The sequence below is a fragment of the Chryseobacterium sp. RU33C genome (assembly GCF_900156015.1).
Taxonomy (GTDB): Bacteria; Bacteroidota; Bacteroidia; order Flavobacteriales; family Weeksellaceae; genus Chryseobacterium; species Chryseobacterium candidae.
On the sequence record NZ_FTMT01000012.1, the window covers coordinates 62203 to 80716 of the forward strand.

The 18514-nt window shown below is 36.8% G+C and carries 20 protein-coding genes; 7 read left to right on the forward strand and 13 right to left on the reverse strand.

What is annotated here, in order from left to right:
* The first annotated feature begins 87 nt into the window (after window positions 1–87).
* Together tyrS and BW946_RS11605 are read left to right on the forward strand one after the other, a co-directional pair.
* Window positions 88–1287 carry a tyrosine--tRNA ligase gene (tyrS, locus tag BW946_RS11600; protein WP_076596342.1) on the forward strand — a complete coding sequence of 400 codons (1200 nt, stop codon included), beginning with the start codon at window positions 88–90 and terminating at the stop codon, window positions 1285–1287.
* 313 nt (window positions 1288–1600) lie between these two features.
* Entirely contained in the window at window positions 1601–2041 is a 441-nt protein-coding gene (locus BW946_RS11605; RefSeq protein ID WP_076596343.1) for a GNAT family N-acetyltransferase, read from the forward strand.
* 197 nt (window positions 2042–2238) lie between these two features.
* Here BW946_RS11605 and BW946_RS11610 read toward each other — a convergent pair whose 3' ends face one another.
* The 8 genes from BW946_RS11610 to panD form a co-directional block, all read right to left on the reverse strand.
* Window positions 2239–3750, reverse strand: a complete 1512-nt coding sequence (locus BW946_RS11610; protein WP_076596344.1) for a helix-hairpin-helix domain-containing protein — start codon at window positions 3748–3750, stop codon at window positions 2239–2241.
* A 4-nt stretch (window positions 3751–3754) separates the two neighbouring features.
* The gene (locus BW946_RS11615) at window positions 3755–4981 is read right to left on the reverse strand and encodes a PP2C family serine/threonine-protein phosphatase (RefSeq protein WP_076596407.1); all 1227 of its coding nucleotides are present in this window, start codon (window positions 4979–4981) and stop codon (window positions 3755–3757) included.
* A gap of 50 nt (window positions 4982–5031) precedes the next feature.
* Window positions 5032–6075, reverse strand: coding sequence for a TerY-C metal binding domain-containing protein (locus tag BW946_RS11620; RefSeq protein WP_076596345.1), 1044 nt, complete (start codon window positions 6073–6075; stop codon window positions 5032–5034).
* A gap of 17 nt (window positions 6076–6092) precedes the next feature.
* Window positions 6093–6731 (reverse strand): vWA domain-containing protein, encoded by a 639-nt coding sequence (locus tag BW946_RS11625; RefSeq protein ID WP_076596346.1) that lies wholly within the window; start codon window positions 6729–6731, stop codon window positions 6093–6095.
* 85 nt (window positions 6732–6816) lie between these two features.
* Window positions 6817–7494 (reverse strand): TerD family protein, encoded by a 678-nt coding sequence (locus tag BW946_RS11630; protein ID WP_076596347.1) that lies wholly within the window; start codon window positions 7492–7494, stop codon window positions 6817–6819.
* 27 nt (window positions 7495–7521) lie between these two features.
* Entirely contained in the window at window positions 7522–8097 is a 576-nt protein-coding gene (locus BW946_RS11635) for a TerD family protein (protein ID WP_076596348.1), read from the reverse strand.
* Between the two features lie 178 nt (window positions 8098–8275).
* Window positions 8276–9358, reverse strand: a complete 1083-nt coding sequence (locus tag BW946_RS11640) for a lysylphosphatidylglycerol synthase transmembrane domain-containing protein (RefSeq protein WP_076596349.1) — start codon at window positions 9356–9358, stop codon at window positions 8276–8278.
* 3 nt (window positions 9359–9361) lie between these two features.
* Window positions 9362–9712 (reverse strand): aspartate 1-decarboxylase, encoded by a 351-nt coding sequence (gene panD, locus BW946_RS11645; protein WP_002976902.1) that lies wholly within the window; start codon window positions 9710–9712, stop codon window positions 9362–9364.
* A 399-nt stretch (window positions 9713–10111) separates the two neighbouring features.
* Here panD and BW946_RS11650 point away from each other — a divergent pair, with 399 nt between their 5' ends.
* From BW946_RS11650 to BW946_RS11655, 3 genes are all read left to right on the forward strand, one after another.
* Entirely contained in the window at window positions 10112–10402 is a 291-nt protein-coding gene (locus BW946_RS11650; RefSeq protein WP_002976900.1) for an HU family DNA-binding protein, read from the forward strand.
* Between the two features lie 104 nt (window positions 10403–10506).
* The gene (locus BW946_RS21675; RefSeq protein WP_228402550.1) at window positions 10507–10938 is read left to right on the forward strand and encodes a hypothetical protein; all 432 of its coding nucleotides are present in this window, start codon (window positions 10507–10509) and stop codon (window positions 10936–10938) included.
* Between the two features lie 14 nt (window positions 10939–10952).
* Entirely contained in the window at window positions 10953–11807 is an 855-nt protein-coding gene (locus BW946_RS11655; protein ID WP_262484567.1) for an IS3 family transposase, read from the forward strand.
* A gap of 239 nt (window positions 11808–12046) precedes the next feature.
* Here the strand turns inward: BW946_RS11655 and pdxH are convergent, their stop codons facing one another.
* A complete protein-coding gene (pdxH, locus tag BW946_RS11660; protein ID WP_076596350.1) occupies window positions 12047–12688 on the reverse strand; it encodes a pyridoxamine 5'-phosphate oxidase in 642 nt (213 codons plus the stop codon).
* 24 nt (window positions 12689–12712) lie between these two features.
* Between pdxH and BW946_RS11665 the strand changes: the two genes are divergently transcribed.
* Together BW946_RS11665 and BW946_RS11670 are read left to right on the forward strand one after the other, a co-directional pair.
* On the forward strand, window positions 12713–13261 hold the full coding sequence (locus tag BW946_RS11665) for a YqgE/AlgH family protein (protein ID WP_076596351.1): 549 nt from the start codon (window positions 12713–12715) through the stop codon (window positions 13259–13261).
* A gap of 103 nt (window positions 13262–13364) precedes the next feature.
* Entirely contained in the window at window positions 13365–13946 is a 582-nt protein-coding gene (locus BW946_RS11670) for an N-acetylmuramoyl-L-alanine amidase family protein (protein WP_076596352.1), read from the forward strand.
* A gap of 84 nt (window positions 13947–14030) precedes the next feature.
* On the opposite strand, the gene BW946_RS11675 is transcribed toward BW946_RS11670, so the two are convergent.
* The 4 genes from BW946_RS11675 to BW946_RS11690 all read right to left on the reverse strand — a co-directional run bounded on the left by BW946_RS11675 (window position 14031) and on the right by BW946_RS11690 (window position 18512).
* Complete coding sequence (locus BW946_RS11675) at window positions 14031–14846, reverse strand: aminotransferase class IV (RefSeq protein WP_076596353.1); 816 nt, start codon at window positions 14844–14846, stop codon at window positions 14031–14033.
* Window positions 14847–14924: 78 nt separating this feature from the next.
* Complete coding sequence (locus tag BW946_RS11680) at window positions 14925–15311, reverse strand: START-like domain-containing protein (protein WP_034696870.1); 387 nt, start codon at window positions 15309–15311, stop codon at window positions 14925–14927.
* A gap of 188 nt (window positions 15312–15499) precedes the next feature.
* Window positions 15500–16675 (reverse strand): aspartate aminotransferase family protein, encoded by a 1176-nt coding sequence (locus BW946_RS11685; protein ID WP_076596408.1) that lies wholly within the window; start codon window positions 16673–16675, stop codon window positions 15500–15502.
* A gap of 97 nt (window positions 16676–16772) precedes the next feature.
* A complete protein-coding gene (locus tag BW946_RS11690; RefSeq protein WP_076596354.1) occupies window positions 16773–18512 on the reverse strand; it encodes an OstA-like protein in 1740 nt (579 codons plus the stop codon).
* Window positions 18513–18514 lie beyond the last annotated feature (2 nt).

Here is an 18514-nt window from a genome sequence, read left to right on the forward strand (position 1 = left end):
TATCTGTAATCCAATAAAATAATCTAACGTATATATAGAGCCCGGACAGTACCTGTCCGGGCTTTTTTCATTTTAAAACTATTCAACATGATTGATTCATTACAAGAAAATGTGGCTATCATCCTGCCGGAAAATGGTTTGGAAGAAAAACTGGCTCAAGCCGAAAAGGAAAACAGAAAACTTATCATCAAGCTAGGCTTTGATCCCACGGCTCCGGATCTGCATCTGGGACATGCCGTAGTCTTAAAAAAACTGAAACAGTTTCAGGACCTGGGGCATCAGATCGTTATTGTGGTAGGAAGTTTTACGGCAAGAATTGGTGATCCCACCGGAAAAAACAAAGCAAGAAAACCTTTGAGTGCTGAAGATGTGCGGCATAATGCCCAGACCTATATCAATCAGCTTTCCAAGATAATTGATGTACAGAAGACGAAGATTGTTTTCAATTCTGACTGGCTGGATGCTTTAAACTTTTCTGAGGCAATTCAGCTGCTTTCAAAAGTTACCGTTGCTCAATTGATGCACCGCAATGATTTTAATAAAAGGTTTACAGAAAATACTCCTATTGCCATGCATGAACTGGTATACCCTATTCTTCAGGGTTTTGATTCTGTAAAAATAAAATGTGATATTGAAATGGGCGGTACGGATCAGCTTTTCAACTGTACCATGGGAAGACAGCTTCAGGAAGTACACCAAATGCCAGCTCAGATTGTGATGTGCATGCCATTACTGAAAGGGCTTGACGGAAAGGAAAAAATGAGTAAATCCCTGAACAATATTATCGGGCTAACGGACGAACCCAATGAAATGTTTGGAAAAACCATGTCTATTCCGGATGCTTTGATTGAGGAGTTTATCAATCTTACCACTGATTTTTCTGTAGAGGAAAAAACAGCACTTTTTTCGAGAATAAAAGAAGGTGAAAACCCTATGAATATTAAAAAGCTGATTGCTAAAAATATCATCAGCCAATACCATAATTCGGCTTCAGCGGAAAATGCAGAACAGTTTTTCATCAATCAGTTTCAGAATAAAAATTTTGAGGATAAAGTCTATGAACCTGTAGCCATTGGTCTATTGAAAGGTATGGAAAACAGAATTTCTATTATTGAACTTTGTCATCAGCTTAAAAATGACCTCAGTAAATCGGCCATACGAAGATTAATTGAGAGTGGAGGTATTCAGATCAATACCATTAAAATGACGGACGTAAATGAAGAAATGGAACTGATCCCTCAAACTAAAATAAAAATTGGGAGAAGGGGCTTTTTTGAACTGGTATGAAGATGGAAGCAGGAAGCTGGATGATGGAAGTCTTTGACAGACGATGAACTTATGAATTTTTTTGACAGGAATTTTTTTTTAACAAAAGCTAAAATGTAAATAAGGCTGGAAGATGGGAGAAGGAAGTTTTTGGCAGACGTGAAACTTATGAAGTTCTTTGACAGAAATATTTTTTTTAACAAAAGCGATTAAAAAAGGCAAAAGACCTCTACGACACAATAGTAACATCCAGCTTCCTTCTTCCAGCTTCCAACCTTTAAAAAATGGGACTGAAAGTTGTATTAAAATAAGCTTTAATTTTTTATTTTTGAATATGGATCTTAACCTTCGCTATAAACAAGCTGATGAAACTGATATTGATTTTCTTCTCAATCTCAGAATGAAAACCATGAATCCTCATTATGAAGCTTCCGGACTTTCCACGGATAGGGAAACGACTATGCAAAGAATTCTTTATCAGTTTGAAAAAGCCAATATTATCTATTTAAACAATCAACCTATCGGACTGTTAAAACTAGACAGAACATTTACCAATATTGATATTCTGCAGCTTCAGATAGATCCCAGCCAACAGGGCAAAGGACTTGGAAAAAAGATTTTGTCTGATATTCTGGAGGAAGCCTCATTAGCAGGAAAAACGGTGTCATTAAGTGTCTTAAAAACCAATAAGGCTCAGTATCTTTATAAAAGTCTTGGTTTCAGAATCGTGGATGAAGATCAGTATTCTTATTTTATGGAAACGGAAAGGGAGTAAATTGAAATTATTTATGTTTTGGCTAAAGTCGTTGGATGTTTCCCTTGATGAAAATAGGGTTTTTAAAAAATCAAATGATTTGATTTTTGCCATTCTGACAAAGGAAGAATCTCATACATAAACATCCATATGAGATTCTTCACTACATTTCATTTCATTCAGAATGACAAGCCTGAAACAAGCATCTATTATGTATTTTACTGATTTGCCATGGTTACGTAGATCAATCTTCCGCCTTCTTCTGAAGATAAAAGTATTTTTTTACCATCGGTGAGTTCTACCATAGAACCTGACGGAATTTCTTTTTGTTCTGTGACATCTTTCATTCCGGATAATCCCTGATTCACCAATACCCATTTTCCCTGATGGAATGTGAAATATCCCACAGGCATTTTATCCTGCATGGTCAGATTTTCGTTGCGTATTACTTTTCTGGAAACATGCCATTTAAAAAGATACTGGTTATGATAAACCATCAGCCTGTGATTTTCGGGCTTCCATACCTCATCATCAAATCTGAAATAAAGATCTAATACCGGAAGTGTTCCCTGATGAGGTGTTCCGCAGAACGGACATTTTGGATTGCTGGTATTATCAAAGACATACCATTTTTCAGTACAGCCGGAATTATGGCAAGGCTGGATAAGATCTACGGTTTTAAGCAAAGCGGCTTCCCATTCATTGGCCGTGGGACGTCTGATGGGATCATGTAATCCGTCTATGAATGTTTTTCTGAATAATTCTGAAAGATAAGGGCCTGTAACCGTATAAGGAATCTTCTGAGGATCACCCCAGAATGCATCCCATTTTCTGAGATGATCTGCTTTTACCTGATTGGAAGGGTTTTCGGGATGTTCTACAAACAACGCTTTTTCTCCCATGGATAAAATTTCATCTTTTTCGGAATCCAGATCCCAGATTTTACCTCCACGAAGAGGATGTCTTCTCAGCAGATACATATAAATCAGAACGGCAAGAGCATGCAGATCTGTTTTTTGATTGGGTAAATGTCTGTTAGGATCCTGAAGATTCAAATGTTTTGTTTTCAACACCTCAGGGGCAATAAAATCTGCGGTGCCTATCACTTCCGGTGGAAAGAGCTTGGGAACAACAAGGCCATCAATATCAATGATACATGCGGATTTTGTAACAGGATCTACCAAAATATTATTGTATGATAAATCGGAATGTGCCAGCCCCATCTGATGCAGCTTTTTTACTCCTCTGCTGATATTGACTGCAATCTGGAAATAGCTCAGCCAATCTCCCAGTTCTGACTGGTCCAGTCTCAGCGGATACTGCTGATTCCTGAACATGGGGGCAGTAAACCACTTCCCTACTTTATCCTGTCCCTGTATATTATCTGAACCAATATAGCCTTTGGTAAAATAAAATTTATGGTGATAAACAGGAACTACAATTCCTGTGAGCTTATTTCTTTCAACAATATCATAAGGCCACCTGAAAATTTCATTCAGGAAGTATTCAGAAGTATTTCCGTTCTGTATGCTTTGAAGATAGGTGGATACAATTCTCATAATCCTTTCTTTCTGTCCTTCATCCAGCGGATTCCGGTAGAAAGCGACTACATATTCTTTATCAGGCGAAAAATAAACATCTTTCACACCGCCCCGGATAGGGTTTTCATCTACATATTCATAGGATTTGGCTGTGTCCAGAACAGAAACAACCTTAATGGTCTTTTTCATGGTATTAATAGATTATTGCCAATGTACGGTCATCGTGGTTTCCTCTGCTCCAGAAATCGCTCCAGATCAAAAGTTCTTCATCAATTTTTTCATCGTTGATAAAATCTGCTTTTGTTCTGTCATCATTATTTCCTGCAAGGTCTTCAAAAAAGGCTTTCCAGCTTTCTGTATTTTCCAGTTTACTTTCTGTGGTAAATTTAGGATCATAAATACCATCCGTCATCAGTACCAGATAAGAAAAATCTTCCACACACGTAATTCTAAAACGGGAAGCTATTTTCTCATTAAAAATCTCTTTCATGGTGATAAAACGAGTGCCACCACCAAACTCTCCCACATCCATTTGATTTAAAAGTTTTACTTCAGAAAAGTCAGTGTTAATCAGATTGATGGGGCAATCTCCTACTCCAAAGCTCAGAATAACATATCCGAAACTGAACTTTTTAACCAAAGTAAAAATAAGAGTTGCATGCAGATCATTCAAAGAAAGTTCATTTTCTGCGGCTATTTTTTCTAATGCGTGATAAACATGTACAACACTTTCCGATAAAACATTGATAATTTTCTGTTGAGCTTCCAATTTTTCTTCGTCGGAAGATTGACGGTTGTACAGCATGCTGATATTATCTTCAATCCGGTTTAAAACCTCCTGTGAATTGAAAAACTGATTGATGGTTGTTGTTGCCAGTCTTGAACCTTCTCTTGCGGCCTTTGCTGAGCCTGCTCCATCTGAAACAGAAACAATATTCCAGTTTAAGGGAACCGAATTTACGGCAAAATCATCTTCGCGAAATTTGCCTTCATGGGCATGGGAACGCCCTCTTTTGGAAGCCACCACAATTTTTTTATCTGAAAAAGAACCTTTGAATGAATCTTCTTCCGGCTTATAAAAAACTGCATTTTTATCGCCTGGAATATTTTTCCATAGGTCTTTCGGATCTGCATTCACAAAGAGCTGTATTTTCTTTGTTTCAATCTGATTCTGATCCTGAATGTGATAAAACTGAACATCCAGATGATACATATTATTAGTAACCGGAGTTCCTGAAATTTTTCCGTTTTCAAAACTAAGTCCTGTTTCTTCCAGGTTCCCGATTTTCTGAATCTTGATGTTAGGAAACTCTTCCATATCGAAACTGAATTCATAGAACTGTTTGGCACTGGCATTTTTCAATACCCAATGAGCATCTTTAAATTCTTCTTTTTCTTTATAAATAAGTGTTTGCTCCATAGTTTTCGGTTTGGATCTATCAGCAGACTTTCTGAAAAATTTGCCCATCATTAGCCCAGAGTTCTGTTAATATCAAATCCGCCACCTGAAAATCCATAATAATCGGAAGTTCCGCACCATGGGCATTTACTGTATCCCTCTCCTCTCAGGCAGTGAATTCCACCACATGAGCAGGTAGCCAGGGCAATTGGATTCGCACAATGAGGACATGAAGTTCCTCCGTCCAGTTCTTCTATATTGATTTTAAGCTGTGTTTTCTGATTGGAGGAAAGCCTGTAGTAGGCTTTTTCATCAATTTTATACGCTCCGTCAAGCCTGTAGTATCTTGTAGCCATTCCCGGAATACTTGATTCTGCAAATGCTTTTTTAAACTTCATCAGATAAAGTTTTTCCGTTTCCTGGCATTTTCCGTTCAATACTACAAAATTATTATCCGGGAATCTCTGTTCCATTTCAGGATCTACTTTCTCAAGGATAAGAGAATCGATTTTAGACAAATTAATTCCTTCTTTTTTAGCTTCTGTTACACTCTGGCTGGTAGTTTTAATAGAATCTGTTACCCACTTGAAAAACTCTTTGTAAGAATTTTCATCAGAATTATTGAACAGCAAAACATTATCTGCCAGAGAACCGAGAAGTTTGTAATTGGTATTTTCCCCAATTGATACGGCAATTGTATTGGATTTCCCACTGTACTTATTATTCCACCTCTCAATGGCTTTGGTAGCATCATCAGTAGGAACTCCGTCTGTAAAAAGAAAGACGATAGGTTTCCAGTCGCCTTTTCTTTCGTACGTTGTTTTCACAATATCCCTGTCGATACAATCCATCACTTTGATCAAGCCCTGAGAAAGTGATGTACCGCTTCCAATTGGAATTTTAGGGGGATAAAAACTGATGATATCCTGCATTGGGGTAATCACTTCAGCTTCTCCCGCAAAACCAATCACGGAAATATAAACCGTTTCAAGTGAATAGGGATCTTTTTTTAATTCCCTTATAATATTGGCGATACCTTCCTGTACCTGCTCAATAGGTTCTCCTACCATAGATTCGGAGATGTCTACTAAAAAATAAATAGGCAGTCTTCTCATTGTGTAAAGACAGTTTTTTAAATAATAATATTAAGTTCCGATGGTGGCGGAGGTAATATGAGATTTTCTCCGGTATTCTGTGATTGCCCTCCCTGTGTAATAGAAGAACTCACCCATTTGAAAAAAGAAGAAAGTGTAATAGCGTCCGTAGTATCCAGCTTCACGACATGATCGGTCAGTTCTTTGAGAAACTGTTCATCTGCTTTCGGGCCTGCAGCACATCCTACGATGGCACCAAATTCCAGTCCCCTGATCACCGGAATCATCTGTCTGTATTTCTGAATATCTGAAGGTTTTCCATCTGTAAATATAAATAACAGTGGCTGCCAGTCTCCCTTTGTATCGGCAGATTCTTTGATTATTTCCTTCTGCACCAATTCCGAAACCATTTCCAGCGCTGCTCCAGTATGCGTTGGACCACTATCCGGACAGGTTATTTCCATGGGATAAAAACTTACCAGATCTGTTAATGGGATGATATTTTTAACTTCTCTGTCGAAGGTAATGACACTCAAATGCAGGCTGTCCATCGCCTGCGGATCTGCACGAAGCATACTGATAAGGCCGTTAAAACCATTGTTCAGCGCCTGAATAGGTTCTCCGTTCATAGATCCCGAAGTATCTAATAAAAAATAAGCTAATAATCTCCTGCTCATTATAGACAAATATTAATTCTGAAGCCGGCGGAGGAAATCGGAGACTTCCAAGCCGGCTTTTGTGTGAGTTGAAAAAATTGAAAATCTAGTTGGAATACGCGTATTGCTGTCTCAGAATATCAATAAAGTTATCTGTATGATGCGGCTCTCCAACAGCACGGAATTTCCAGTCTCCGTTATGACGATATGCTTCTGCAAAAACCATTGCACACATTCCGTTCATACTTGAATCACCGGAAAGGCTGTATTTCGTAATTTCTTTTCCTGTAGCATCTACCGCACGGATAAATGCATTTTCAATCATTCCGAAGTGCTGGTTATTGGTTCTTCCCTGATAAATGGTAACCAGGAATACAATTTTCTGGTAGCTCTGATCCAGCTGATCCAGTTTTACGATGATTTGTTCATCATCTCCATCTCCTGCTCCCGTTCTGTTGTCTCCGGTAAGCCATACATTCCCGCTTGGATGCTGCATGGAATTGAAGAATACCACATCTCCCTGATAAAGCCCCATCTGTCTTCCGTCATTGGTTTGCACCGTTCTTCCAAGATTAGCTACTTTTCCGTTGCCATCTAAAAGAAATGCTACTGCATCAAGGTCATATTCTGCTTCTTTACTGAAGAGTTTCCCAAAAAATCCGCTGCCTTGCTTTCTTACGTCCCATCCCAAACCGATGGTTACTTTTGAAAGATCATAAACGCTTTCGCCACGGTCATTTTTTCTCAAATCTATCGTTTGTCCTTTCTGTAAATTGATTGCCATAGTTATAGTTTTTTTGTATTTGATGATTTATTTGATGATTTGTCCTTTGTAGTATTTTTCAAGGAAGAAGCCAAGATCTGCTCTGTATCCTATTCCTGAGGCTTCAAATTTCCAGCTTCCGTTTCTTTTATACAGTCTTCCGAACTCTACACCGGTTTCAATAGAAAAGTCTTCATCCAGTTCATATTTTGCAATTTCCTGGTTGGAGTTATTATCTACCACTCTGATATAGGAATTTCTTACCTGTCCGAAATTCTGTCTTCTTCTTTCAAAATCTTCAATGGTTACCACAAAAAGAATCTCTTCCACTCTTGAATCTACTTTATCAAGGTCTATAATAATCGCTTCATCATCATCACCATCGCTGTTTTTACCACTCGGATCATCCCCTGTATGGGTAAGAGCTCCGTCCGGAGAATTCAGGTTATTGTAAAAAACAAAGTATTCTTCGCTTACTAATTTTCTGTCAGAATCAATCATGATTGCAGAAGCATCCAGGTCAAAGTCGTAGCCGGTTCCTTCATTCGGATCCCAGCCTAATCCAATCGTCATTTTAGTTAATCCTATCTCGATCTTTTGTCCTTTCTGGAGATTAATTGCCATAGTGTTTTATATTATGATTATTTTTTGCATTAAGATAGAAGTGATTTATGAACTGACCAAATTTATTGATGAAAAAATGTTCCCTACCGATTAATTTTAAACTCTTTAAGTCACAAAATGGCCATAAAAAAAGGTTCAATTAAAAAATTGAACCTTGTATATTTAAAAATGTGTTGAATTAATTTTCAAATTCTTTATCCAAAACAGCGGCATTTCTTGCTTTTGTCAGCATAGGAATTGAGATTAATCCCATGACCAGCATAATCACAATCTGCAGCGGTAAAGAAATAAAGGAATAGGTAAGCCCCATTTCACCCCCGAAATCTGCACTTTTTCCTACTGAAATGAAAAGAGCCATAAAACCATACTTCATGGCCAGGTTATACGCTCCGATTCCTCCACTGGCAGGGATAATCATCCCTAATGTTCCTACAACAATAATGAAGAAACCGTCTGCAAAGGTAAATGCGGATGTTTCAGGAAGAGCAAAACACACCAGATAAGCGGCCAGATAATAGCAAATCCAGATTCCTAATGTATAAAGAATGAATTTTCCTTTTTCTTTTAATTTAAAGATGGAAGTTATCCCTTGAAGAATTCCTTTTCCAAAATTGATAAGTTTCTCTTTTTTATATTTATAAAGAAGGGCTAACCCAATTAAAACCAATATCACAACACCAATTTTAACACATAGATAAAAAGAATCAAAATCACTTATTCCCAATTTCATCATTTGTCTTTCAAAAAAGTTAGGAACAAACTCTTCTTTCTCATCCTTCTTATCCATTACAAAATGATAGAAAGCAAGAATTGCTTTAAATTTAAAAATTCCTGTCAGAATTAAAAACCCTCCCATACAAATAAGATCCACTACTCTTTCCAAAATAATAGTCCCAATAGATTTATCCACAGGTACTTTTTCCACTCCATATAAAGCAGTCGCTCTTGCCACTTCTCCACTTCTGGGGATGGTAAGATTCATAAGATATCCAAATGATATGGACCAAAGCGCATTGGAATTTGAAATTCTGTGCCCCATTGGCTCCAGCATCAGATTCCATCGGATCGCTCTGAACCAGTACGCCAAAAGACCAAATACGGAAGCAAACAATACCCAAAGATAATTTGCTTTCGCCAGAGACTTCTGAATGACTTTAAAATCCAGTCCCCTTAAGGCAAGCCATAAAAAAAAGCCTGCAAAAGCAAGCGATATTACTATTGTAAGTATTGATTTTACCGGACTTTTTGATGTTTTCTCCATGTACTATGTAAGAAGATTTGTTTTTTCATCCGGGAAAACGATTTTCGGCTGGAAGTCTTTTGCTTCTTCCGGGGTCATCTGAGCATAGGCAATGATGATAATGATATCATCTTTCTGTACTTTTCTTGCTGCAGGACCATTCAGGCATACTTCTCCTGATTTTCTTTTCCCTTTGATCACGTAGGTATCAAAACGTTCTCCGTTATTCACATTCACGATATAGACTCTTTCTCCCACTACCAGGCCGGCAGCTTCTATAAGATCTTCATCGATCGTTATACTCCCTATATAATTAAGGTCAGAGGCAGTTACTCTCACCCTATGAATCTTAGACTTGAAAACTTCTATTAACATGCTGCAAATTTATTAATAAAAATTAATAAAACAGGCCTTTATTAACATTTTAAAACTCCCACAAACACAGGGATTTAATTTAACAAAACACAAAAAATATAAAAATTAATTATAAATTTAATAATCATATGGTCAAAAAAATTAATTGTTTATATATAATTTAGGATTTAATAAATACGAAAAATAATATCAGCTTTTTGCTAAAGTCAATACACATAAGCATTTGGCATGATTTTAGTGACCTGTAACGTAGATTTTCTGTGAAAAGTGGAATTATCATATTTTAACTGATTTCAGTGAAAAGTAAAAAATTTTCACAAGTTTTAATAAAAAAATTGCACAATTAGAAAATAGTACTATATTTGCTATAATTACGAACTAACTTTAATATTAAAAATTATGAACAAGTCTGAATTAATCGACGCAATCGCAAAAGATGCAGGTATCACTAAAGTTGCAGCAAAAGCTGCTTTAGAGTCTTTTATTGGTAACGTTACAACTACTTTAAAGAAAAAAGATGGAAAAGTTTCTTTAGTAGGTTTCGGTACTTTCTCAGTAGCTGAGAGAGCAGCTAGACAAGGTATTAACCCTGCAACTAAAAAACCGATCAAAATTGCTGCTAAAAAAGTTGCTAAATTCAAAGCTGGAGCAGATTTATCAAATGCAGTTTCAGGTGCTAAGAAAAAATAATCATTCAGATTAAAAAAATTCAAGGGCTGTTTCTAAGAAATAGCCTTTTTTGTTTTCAAACATGTCTCGTCCTAACATAGCGTTACACATAAAAAAGTTATGTTATGGAACAATTTAATAATCAGTATGTAAAACGTAGTCAAAAAGATTACAGTTTATCCTTTAAATTAGCCGTAGTGGGTGAAGTAGAAAGTGGTTCGATTGGAAATCGGGCAGCCATGCGCAAATATGGTATCCAGGGACATGGTACTATTACCGAATGGCGGAGAAAATATGGTAACTTTGATATAGACAACCATTCACAAAGTAAATCTATGCAAACCCCCGAACAAAAAATTCAAGAGCTTCAAGAGAAAATAAAGCGATTGGAACGTCAGAATGGATTCCTTGAAAACCGTTTAACAGAGTCGGAAGACAAAGCTTTGATTTTAGATAAGCTGATTGATCTGGCAGAAGAAGAATATTTAATTAAGGTAAGAAAAAACTTCTCTCCCGATCAATCCAATCTATCAGCAAAGAAAACCAAAAAGCGATAAGCTATCTTTGCGGATTGGTCGGGATCAACCGACAGTATTACTATCGTAGCTTTTGGCTTGTTAAAGAAAAAAGGAACAGAGCTGATCAGGTTATTAATCTGGTGAATAATTTACGGGGCATGATGCCTCGCCTGGGAACAAGGAAGCTTTATCATATGCTTCAACCCTCGCTGGGCAAATTGAATGTAGGAAGAGATAAACTATTCAGGATTCTAAAGGCTAATAATATGTTGATAAAGCCTAAAAGAAATTATCGAATAACCACTGATTCCCATCATCGGTTCAGAAAGCATAAAAATCTGATAGAAAAAATTTCATTAGAGCGGCCTGAACAGGTCTGGGTCTCAGATATTACTTATATTGGAGACAGAAACCGTAATTGTTATCTTGCTTTGATAACCGATGCTTATTCAAAGAAAATAATGGGGTATGATGTTTCTGAGAGTCTGGCAGCAGAAGGTGCTCTCAGGGCACTGAATAGAGCCTTAAAGCAAAGAATGTATAGTAATAAAAGTCTGATTCATCATTCGGACAGAGGATTACAGTATTGTAGTACAGAATATCAGAAAGCATTGCAAAAGAAAAATATTAAACCTTCAATGACTGAAAGCTATGATCCATATGCTAATGCAATTGCAGAGAGGGTAAACGGTATACTCAAGCAGGAGTTCTTCTTAGAAGATTATCGTGTCAATATACAAACTATGAGATTACTGGTAAAAGATGCTATTGCTATTTACAATACAAAAAGACCACATTGGTCATGTTATATGAAAACCCCTGAACAAATGCACAAACAAAATAGGGTAAGAATAAGAACATATAAAAACAAATATAGTTGTCGGAACAATCCAACAACTATATCATAAATATTAGTATTTTTATATTATTAATCGGTAACGATTATTTAGGACTAGTCAACAATAACAGGAAACTTAAACCATTAAGAAGTTTTTAAGCTCCTAAAGATGATTATGTTTTGGCTATTATACTTAAAAAATAAGCGGGCTAAAGCCCGCTCCATTGATATTACAAAGTTTATATTTTCAGGATGATGATATGATATTTCACAAACATCATCACTGGCTTCTACCCCCAGATTCTCTCATTACGGAGCCAGTCTCGAAATCTTCCAGTCAAGGTCCTCAAGTTCATAAATTATCCTGTCATGAAGACGGTTTGGCCTTCCCTGCCAGAATTCTATTTCATAAGGTCTTGCAATATATCCGCCCCAATTGGCGGGTCTTGGTACTTCCGTATTTTCATACTCCTTTTCCAGTTCTTTTAATTTCTCTTCCAGAAACTCTTTGTTTGGGATCACCTGGCTTTGCGGGGAGACCACAGCTCCAAGCTGACTTCCTTTCGGCCTTGAATGAAAATAACCGTCACTAAGGTTTTCTGCCACTTTCTCAAGATCAGCCTTGATGATAATCTGTCTTTCAAGATTAGGCCAGAAAAAATGCAGGCAGGCTTTATGATTGTCTTCTATTGCTTTTCCTTTTCTGCTGTTATAATTGGTATAAAAAATAAACCCTTCATGGGTATATGCTTTAAGAAGCACCATTCTTGTTCTTGGACAACCATCTTCTTCTACTGTAGAAACCGCCATAGCATTAGCTTCTGAGATCATTGGGTTCTCGCTTGCCTCTAAAAACCAGTCTCTAAACTGTTCAATTGGATTTTGTTTTATCTCACTTTCAATAAGTTGGGATTTCTCGTACACTTTTCTTTTGTCGTGCAGGTTTTCCATAAATATTTTTTATTAAATTTGAGTATGAATCACTCATACAAAGGTAAAATATTAATCTCGACACCCGACATTTCCGGTGATATTTTTTCAAGATCAGTAGTATTGGTTATTGAACATAATGAAAGTGGTGCATTTGGTTTGATATTGAATAAAAAGAACAGCCAGATGAGTAGCAAATTCAAAGATTTTTTTGACTTTAAAATTGAGGTATATGATGGAGGACCTGTAGAAAATGACAAGGTATTCTTCATTGTAAAAGGCAAAAGAGTTACAGAAATTTATACAGACATTACTGATGAATACTACCTTACAGAAGATATTGAGCGGATCATTAATGCGGTTTTAAGCGGTGAACTTGATATTGAACACATTAAAATATTTTCGGGATACTCTGGCTGGTCTCCTAATCAGCTGGATACGGAGGTTCAAAGGAAAATGTGGACGGTTGTGGATGTCTATAATCTTGATTATACCCTTCCCAATGATCAGACACTCTGGAAGTCTATTATGCAGAATCTTGGAGGGGAATTTCTTCTCTGGGCCAATTCACCTGAAGACATATCACTAAATTAAATGTATATTTTTCATATTATTCCGAAAATTAACAAACTTTAAGATTATCTTAACCAATTTTAAAGAAAGTTTTTCCGTTCTTTGGAAAACCAAAATCACTGATATGAAAGGTATTACCCTACTTGCTTTATCAATAGTTTCTACAGCGTTTTTATCATTTACTCCTACCAATAAAAAATATATTGTCATTGATGCCGGACATGGCGGAAATGATTTTGGGGCTGTTTATGGTGAAATTCTGGAAAAAAATATTTCATTAAGCATTGCTAAGGAAATCCGGAAAATCAATGAAAACCAGGATAAATATGAAATTATTCTAACAAGGGATTCAGACAGTTCTCCTACCCTTACTGAAAGAACAGATCTGATCAATAGGCTGAACCCTGAAATGGTCCTTTCCCTTCACGTTAACAGTTCTCCGCAAAAAGAAAGATCTGACAACGGATTTGAAGTTTACGTTCAGAATTCTGACGTTTCAAAGGAACTGGCCGGAAAAATCTACAAGAAATTCAATGCCTGTAAAATTGAGGAGCGTAATCTTCACATGCTAAGAGAGACCAAAGCACCTGCTGTATTGGTAGAGCTTGGCTTCATTAATAATTCCGACAACAGGAATTATATTACCAGTGAAAAGGGGCAGAAAGAAATCGCACAGAAATTTGTTGAGATTATCAACGAATATTAAATAAAGAAACAATTTCTGATTTACTCAGAATAAAACCCGGTAAAGGACTTCTGGAACTTTGTTGTTTACCGGGTTTGTCAATTTCTATTGATTAAAACTTTGTTTCCAGCTTTCTACCAGCTCGGAGAAGCGGGTCGTTTCAAAAGTTTTGTTTCTTATCTTACCTACGGAAAATATACCTTTCTCATCAGAAATCATTAAAATTTCTTCAGCCTTCTGGGATTCAAAAGCAATAATCTCGTGTTCCTGAATATCAGCAAGGTTATTTTTGTGTAAAAAAGTAACAAAGTTTTCCATCAGAGGAGAAATGTAAGCTCCTTCTGTCTGCTTTGGTACTTTGATAACGTCGCCCTCTAAAAAGAGAAGATTTCCGGCTGTGGTACGCGCTATTCTTTTGTTTGGATTCAGAAGAATCACATCGTCAAGGTCATTTTCCTGGGCATAAATTACCCCGTAGATATTTTCCGGACAGTGAACTCTGATGCTGCTTAAAAGGTTGTTATTAACGTTGATTTCTTTAATCAAATCCAATTCAAGAGGTCTCTGATGAACAGCAAGTACATCCGCTATTTCCGTCACTTCGTAAAAATAGGAAACAGAAGATTTCGCTAGTGTTACTCCATCATCATTTCTGAACACCTGAAAATTGATAATTCCATTTTCTACTCCTTTACTTTCAATAATTTCTTTTTGAAAAAGAGTCTGGAAAAACTCCAGGGTGTACGTCAAAGGAATATTAAGTCTCATCTTTCTCATGGAAGCCATCAGAAAAAAATAGCACTCTTCGTCCATGATCAATCTACCATTTCTTACAAAGAAAGAAACTTTTACTGAGTCTCCCCAAAGAAAAGCTCTGTTCTTTACATTTAACTCGTCTGATGTAAAATATTGATTTTCCAATTTTTGATGTAATTTATTTACAAAAAAATAATGAACGATAAATCGTTCATCAGTTTTATCATTTCCTATAGCCCGGTATTATGCCGCACCTAGTTTTATTCTAAGGTTTTCGATAAGATTTTCCCAATACATTGCATTTTCCTCTTCATCACCTTCTTCACAGAAATCTGTAATATTTAAAGCAAGGTCTTCTGTAATATCATCAATTGTGATAGTCATTTCAAAGAAATTTTTTGTTCCTTCATCTTCTTCCCATCTGAAACGCACGAAACCTTCAGGCTTATATCTGATCAAAGTGGCCTTCTCAGCAGGACCTCCACCCCAGCTAAAAAAGAAATCATCGCCTTTCTCTGTTACCTCATCCGCAAACCATTCAGACAATCCCTCTGCAGTTGCCAGATATTCATATAAAATCTCTGATAAACAGTGCATTGGAAATTCGTAATGGACTTTATGTTTCGCCATATAATCTTTGTTTTATCGTCCCGCAATATATAAATTAATTTTTTTATTACGCAAAAAAACAATTACTTTTTTATAGAATCTGCATGATATTTATCACGGGATTTGAATCACTGCGGTGTTATGTTTTAAAGCTAAAAATTACCATGCAAAAAATAAAAAAATCTCTCATTTACAGAGAGATTTTATTTTTAATTTTCATTCAGTATATCAAGAATAATCTGGCATCCTTCTCTGATTTCGTCCAGAGATAATGTAAGAGGCGGAGATATTCTCAGGTATTCATTTCTGTACAGCTGCCAGAAAACAATAAGCCCTCTTTCCATACATTTTTTAGCTACTTCCAGCGTGTATTCAGGAGTTCCTAAGTTTACGGCAAGCATCAAGCCTTTACCATTGATATTTTTGATTTTAGGGTGAACCAAAAGTTCCCTGAACAACTTCTCTTTTTCCTCTACTTCGTTCATTAAACCGCTTTCCAGAACTTCTTTTAATGTGGCATAACTTGCTGCTGCAATGAGTGGATTTCCTCCAAAAGTAGTAATGTGCCCCAATTTAGGCGAATGTGAAAGGGTTTCCATGATTTCTCTGGAACTCATAAAAGCTCCTACAGGAACCCCGCCTCCCATTCCTTTTCCCATGACAAGAATATCCGGCACAATTCCGAAGTGTTCAAAAGAGAATAACTTCCCTGTTCTTCCAAATCCCGGCTGTATTTCATCCAAAATTAAAAGCGCTCCTACTTCTTCACATCTTTTCTTGAGCTTGATCAGGTAGTCATTATCCGGAACCAGAAACCCTGCTGCTCCCTGAATGGTTTCAAGGATAACACAAGCAGTCTTCTCCGTGATTTTACCGAAGTCTTCTTCATTATTAAATTCAATAAAAGAAACCATAGGTAACAAAGGACGGAATTCTCTCTTGTGCGTTTCATTTCCGGAAACACTTAAAGCGCCATGAGTATTTCCGTGGTAAGAATTTTTAAAGGAAACAATTTCTTCTCTTCCGGTATATCTTTTGGCCAGTTTTAGGCTTCCGTCAATGGCTTCTGCACCGCTATTCACAAGGTAAGTAACTTCCAGAGGATCCGGAGTAGCTTCTGCAAGCAGTCTGCATAATGCAACAGGTTTTTCCTGCGCATATTCTCCGTAAACCATTACGTGAAGATATTTATCGGTCTGTTCTTTAATGGCATCCCCTATTTTAGGATGTGAATGTCCCAGCGTATTGGCAGAAACTCCTGCTACAAAGTCAAGATATTTTTTTCCATCTGTACCGTAAATATAACTTCCTACTGCTTTTTCCACTTCAAAACCAGCAGCAAACTTGGTGGTTTGAGCCTGATATGTAAAAAAATCTTTATGCATTTCCATTGTCTACAAAAATTTCAGCAAAGCTATAAAAGATTCATTAAACGCTGAAATTAATCCACAAAAAAGACCAGTGAGTTACTGGTCTTTTCTATTATTTTCTGGTACGTTTGGGCTTTTTAGCTTCCTCTTTCGCTTTTTCGTCATCTATGGCTTTCTGAGCTTTATCGAAGAGCTCATTATCTGCTGTATATTGTATTTCTTCGTTATTCGGACTGTCTACAAGGATGTCCTGCCATTTCCGGATCCTGTCTTTGGTATTCCAGTTAAAATCCGGGAATTTTCTTTTCGAAGGTTCTATCATACTCATCGGATAGGTATCGGAAGCAGCTCCGATACTGCAGGAAATAATCTGTAGTGCTCTTTCTTCAAACAATGCTCCGATAATTCCGCAGGTAGACAATGTAATTCCTATTCTTTCCGGTTTTTTGGTTTCCTGATCGGTATCATCAACATAGACGATGGACTGAGCATTTCCAACAACTCTTGCTTCTTTAATAGCATTTTTCTCGTAGTAAACCGTCATGAATTTTCCTTTTACCTGATTGAACTCATCTTTCAGCGTAAGTGAGTCTACTTTACTGATGGCAAAGGCATTTCCTATTACTTTTAAGGAGTCAATATCTTCTGTCTTCGTATTGAAGTAAGCTTCCACTTTATCTCCGGTAACCTGTTTTTCACCGCTCCATAGAATTGGGTTGGTATACATATGCATAATTCCGTCCGTTTCATTGAAGGCAATGGAATCTGCCCTTCCCTGTGCATTGGATTTATAGATGCGGGCTTTTTTAAAGGCTCTCAGATAGCTTTTCTTGACTTTGATATCCAACGTATCCGGTCTTTGATAAGAGATAATTTTTTCTGCGGCAAAATAGATAGAGTCTTTTTCCATTGCTTTTACAGCATAAGGATTTTTCGTCATCATTGCGGAGTCTTTTTTCTCAAAAATTTCCCCGTAACCTCCTTTTATATATCTTTTTTCTTTAGGATCATCAAGGGTTACATTGCCCGTTGCTTTGCCAAACCCTGAGATCTGATTATAATACATATCATCACCGGTAAGGATTTTCTCATTATAAAAGATCCTGGAATTTTTGGTTAGAAAAGCTTCCTTGGAATCCATTTTATATGTTCCTTTTTCGGTATAGATTCTGTTTCTTGGATTCGTTTTGCTGGTAATGGTTGTAGGACCTAGAAAATCAGCAATTTTTGTATTCTGATTCTGTTTGATATTAGGGCCTTCTATTGTATATTGAGGTGTTTCAATCTTTACATTTCCGGTAAGATCCACCACTCTTGTATTGAGAAAATAGGTTCCTACTTTGGCATAGGTAACATTCTGACCATCAGAGATCGTTCCTCCTGTATTAAAATAAGCCTGATTGGCCAGCCTGTCATAGTACAGGATATCTGTTTTTATGGTTTGTTTAGGATCCGTTAGGACTACATTTTTCCTGGCAACACCTTTCTGGGTATTGGCATCATATTCCATCTCACCTGCCGTGATTACAGACCCGTCTGTATTTTGAAGCCTTGTATTGCCTATTGCTTTTACAAAGTTCTCTTCATTGTACAGGATTACTTCATCCGCAGTTAGAATAGATCCCTGGTGTTCAATCTTAACATTTCCTGTAAAATATTGATTCCCGTCATATTTGTCAGGGCTTTTCTTGATCTCGTCGGCATTAATAATCTTTATTTTATCTTCAGGTCTCACCTGTTTAGGCTGAGCTGGTGAAGGAGCCTGCAAATAAGGATCTCTCTTCACAGGTGTTTTATCCTGCGCAAAATTGAGCGTAGAAATAAAGAGTAACAGAAAAAGGGCTATTCTCATTA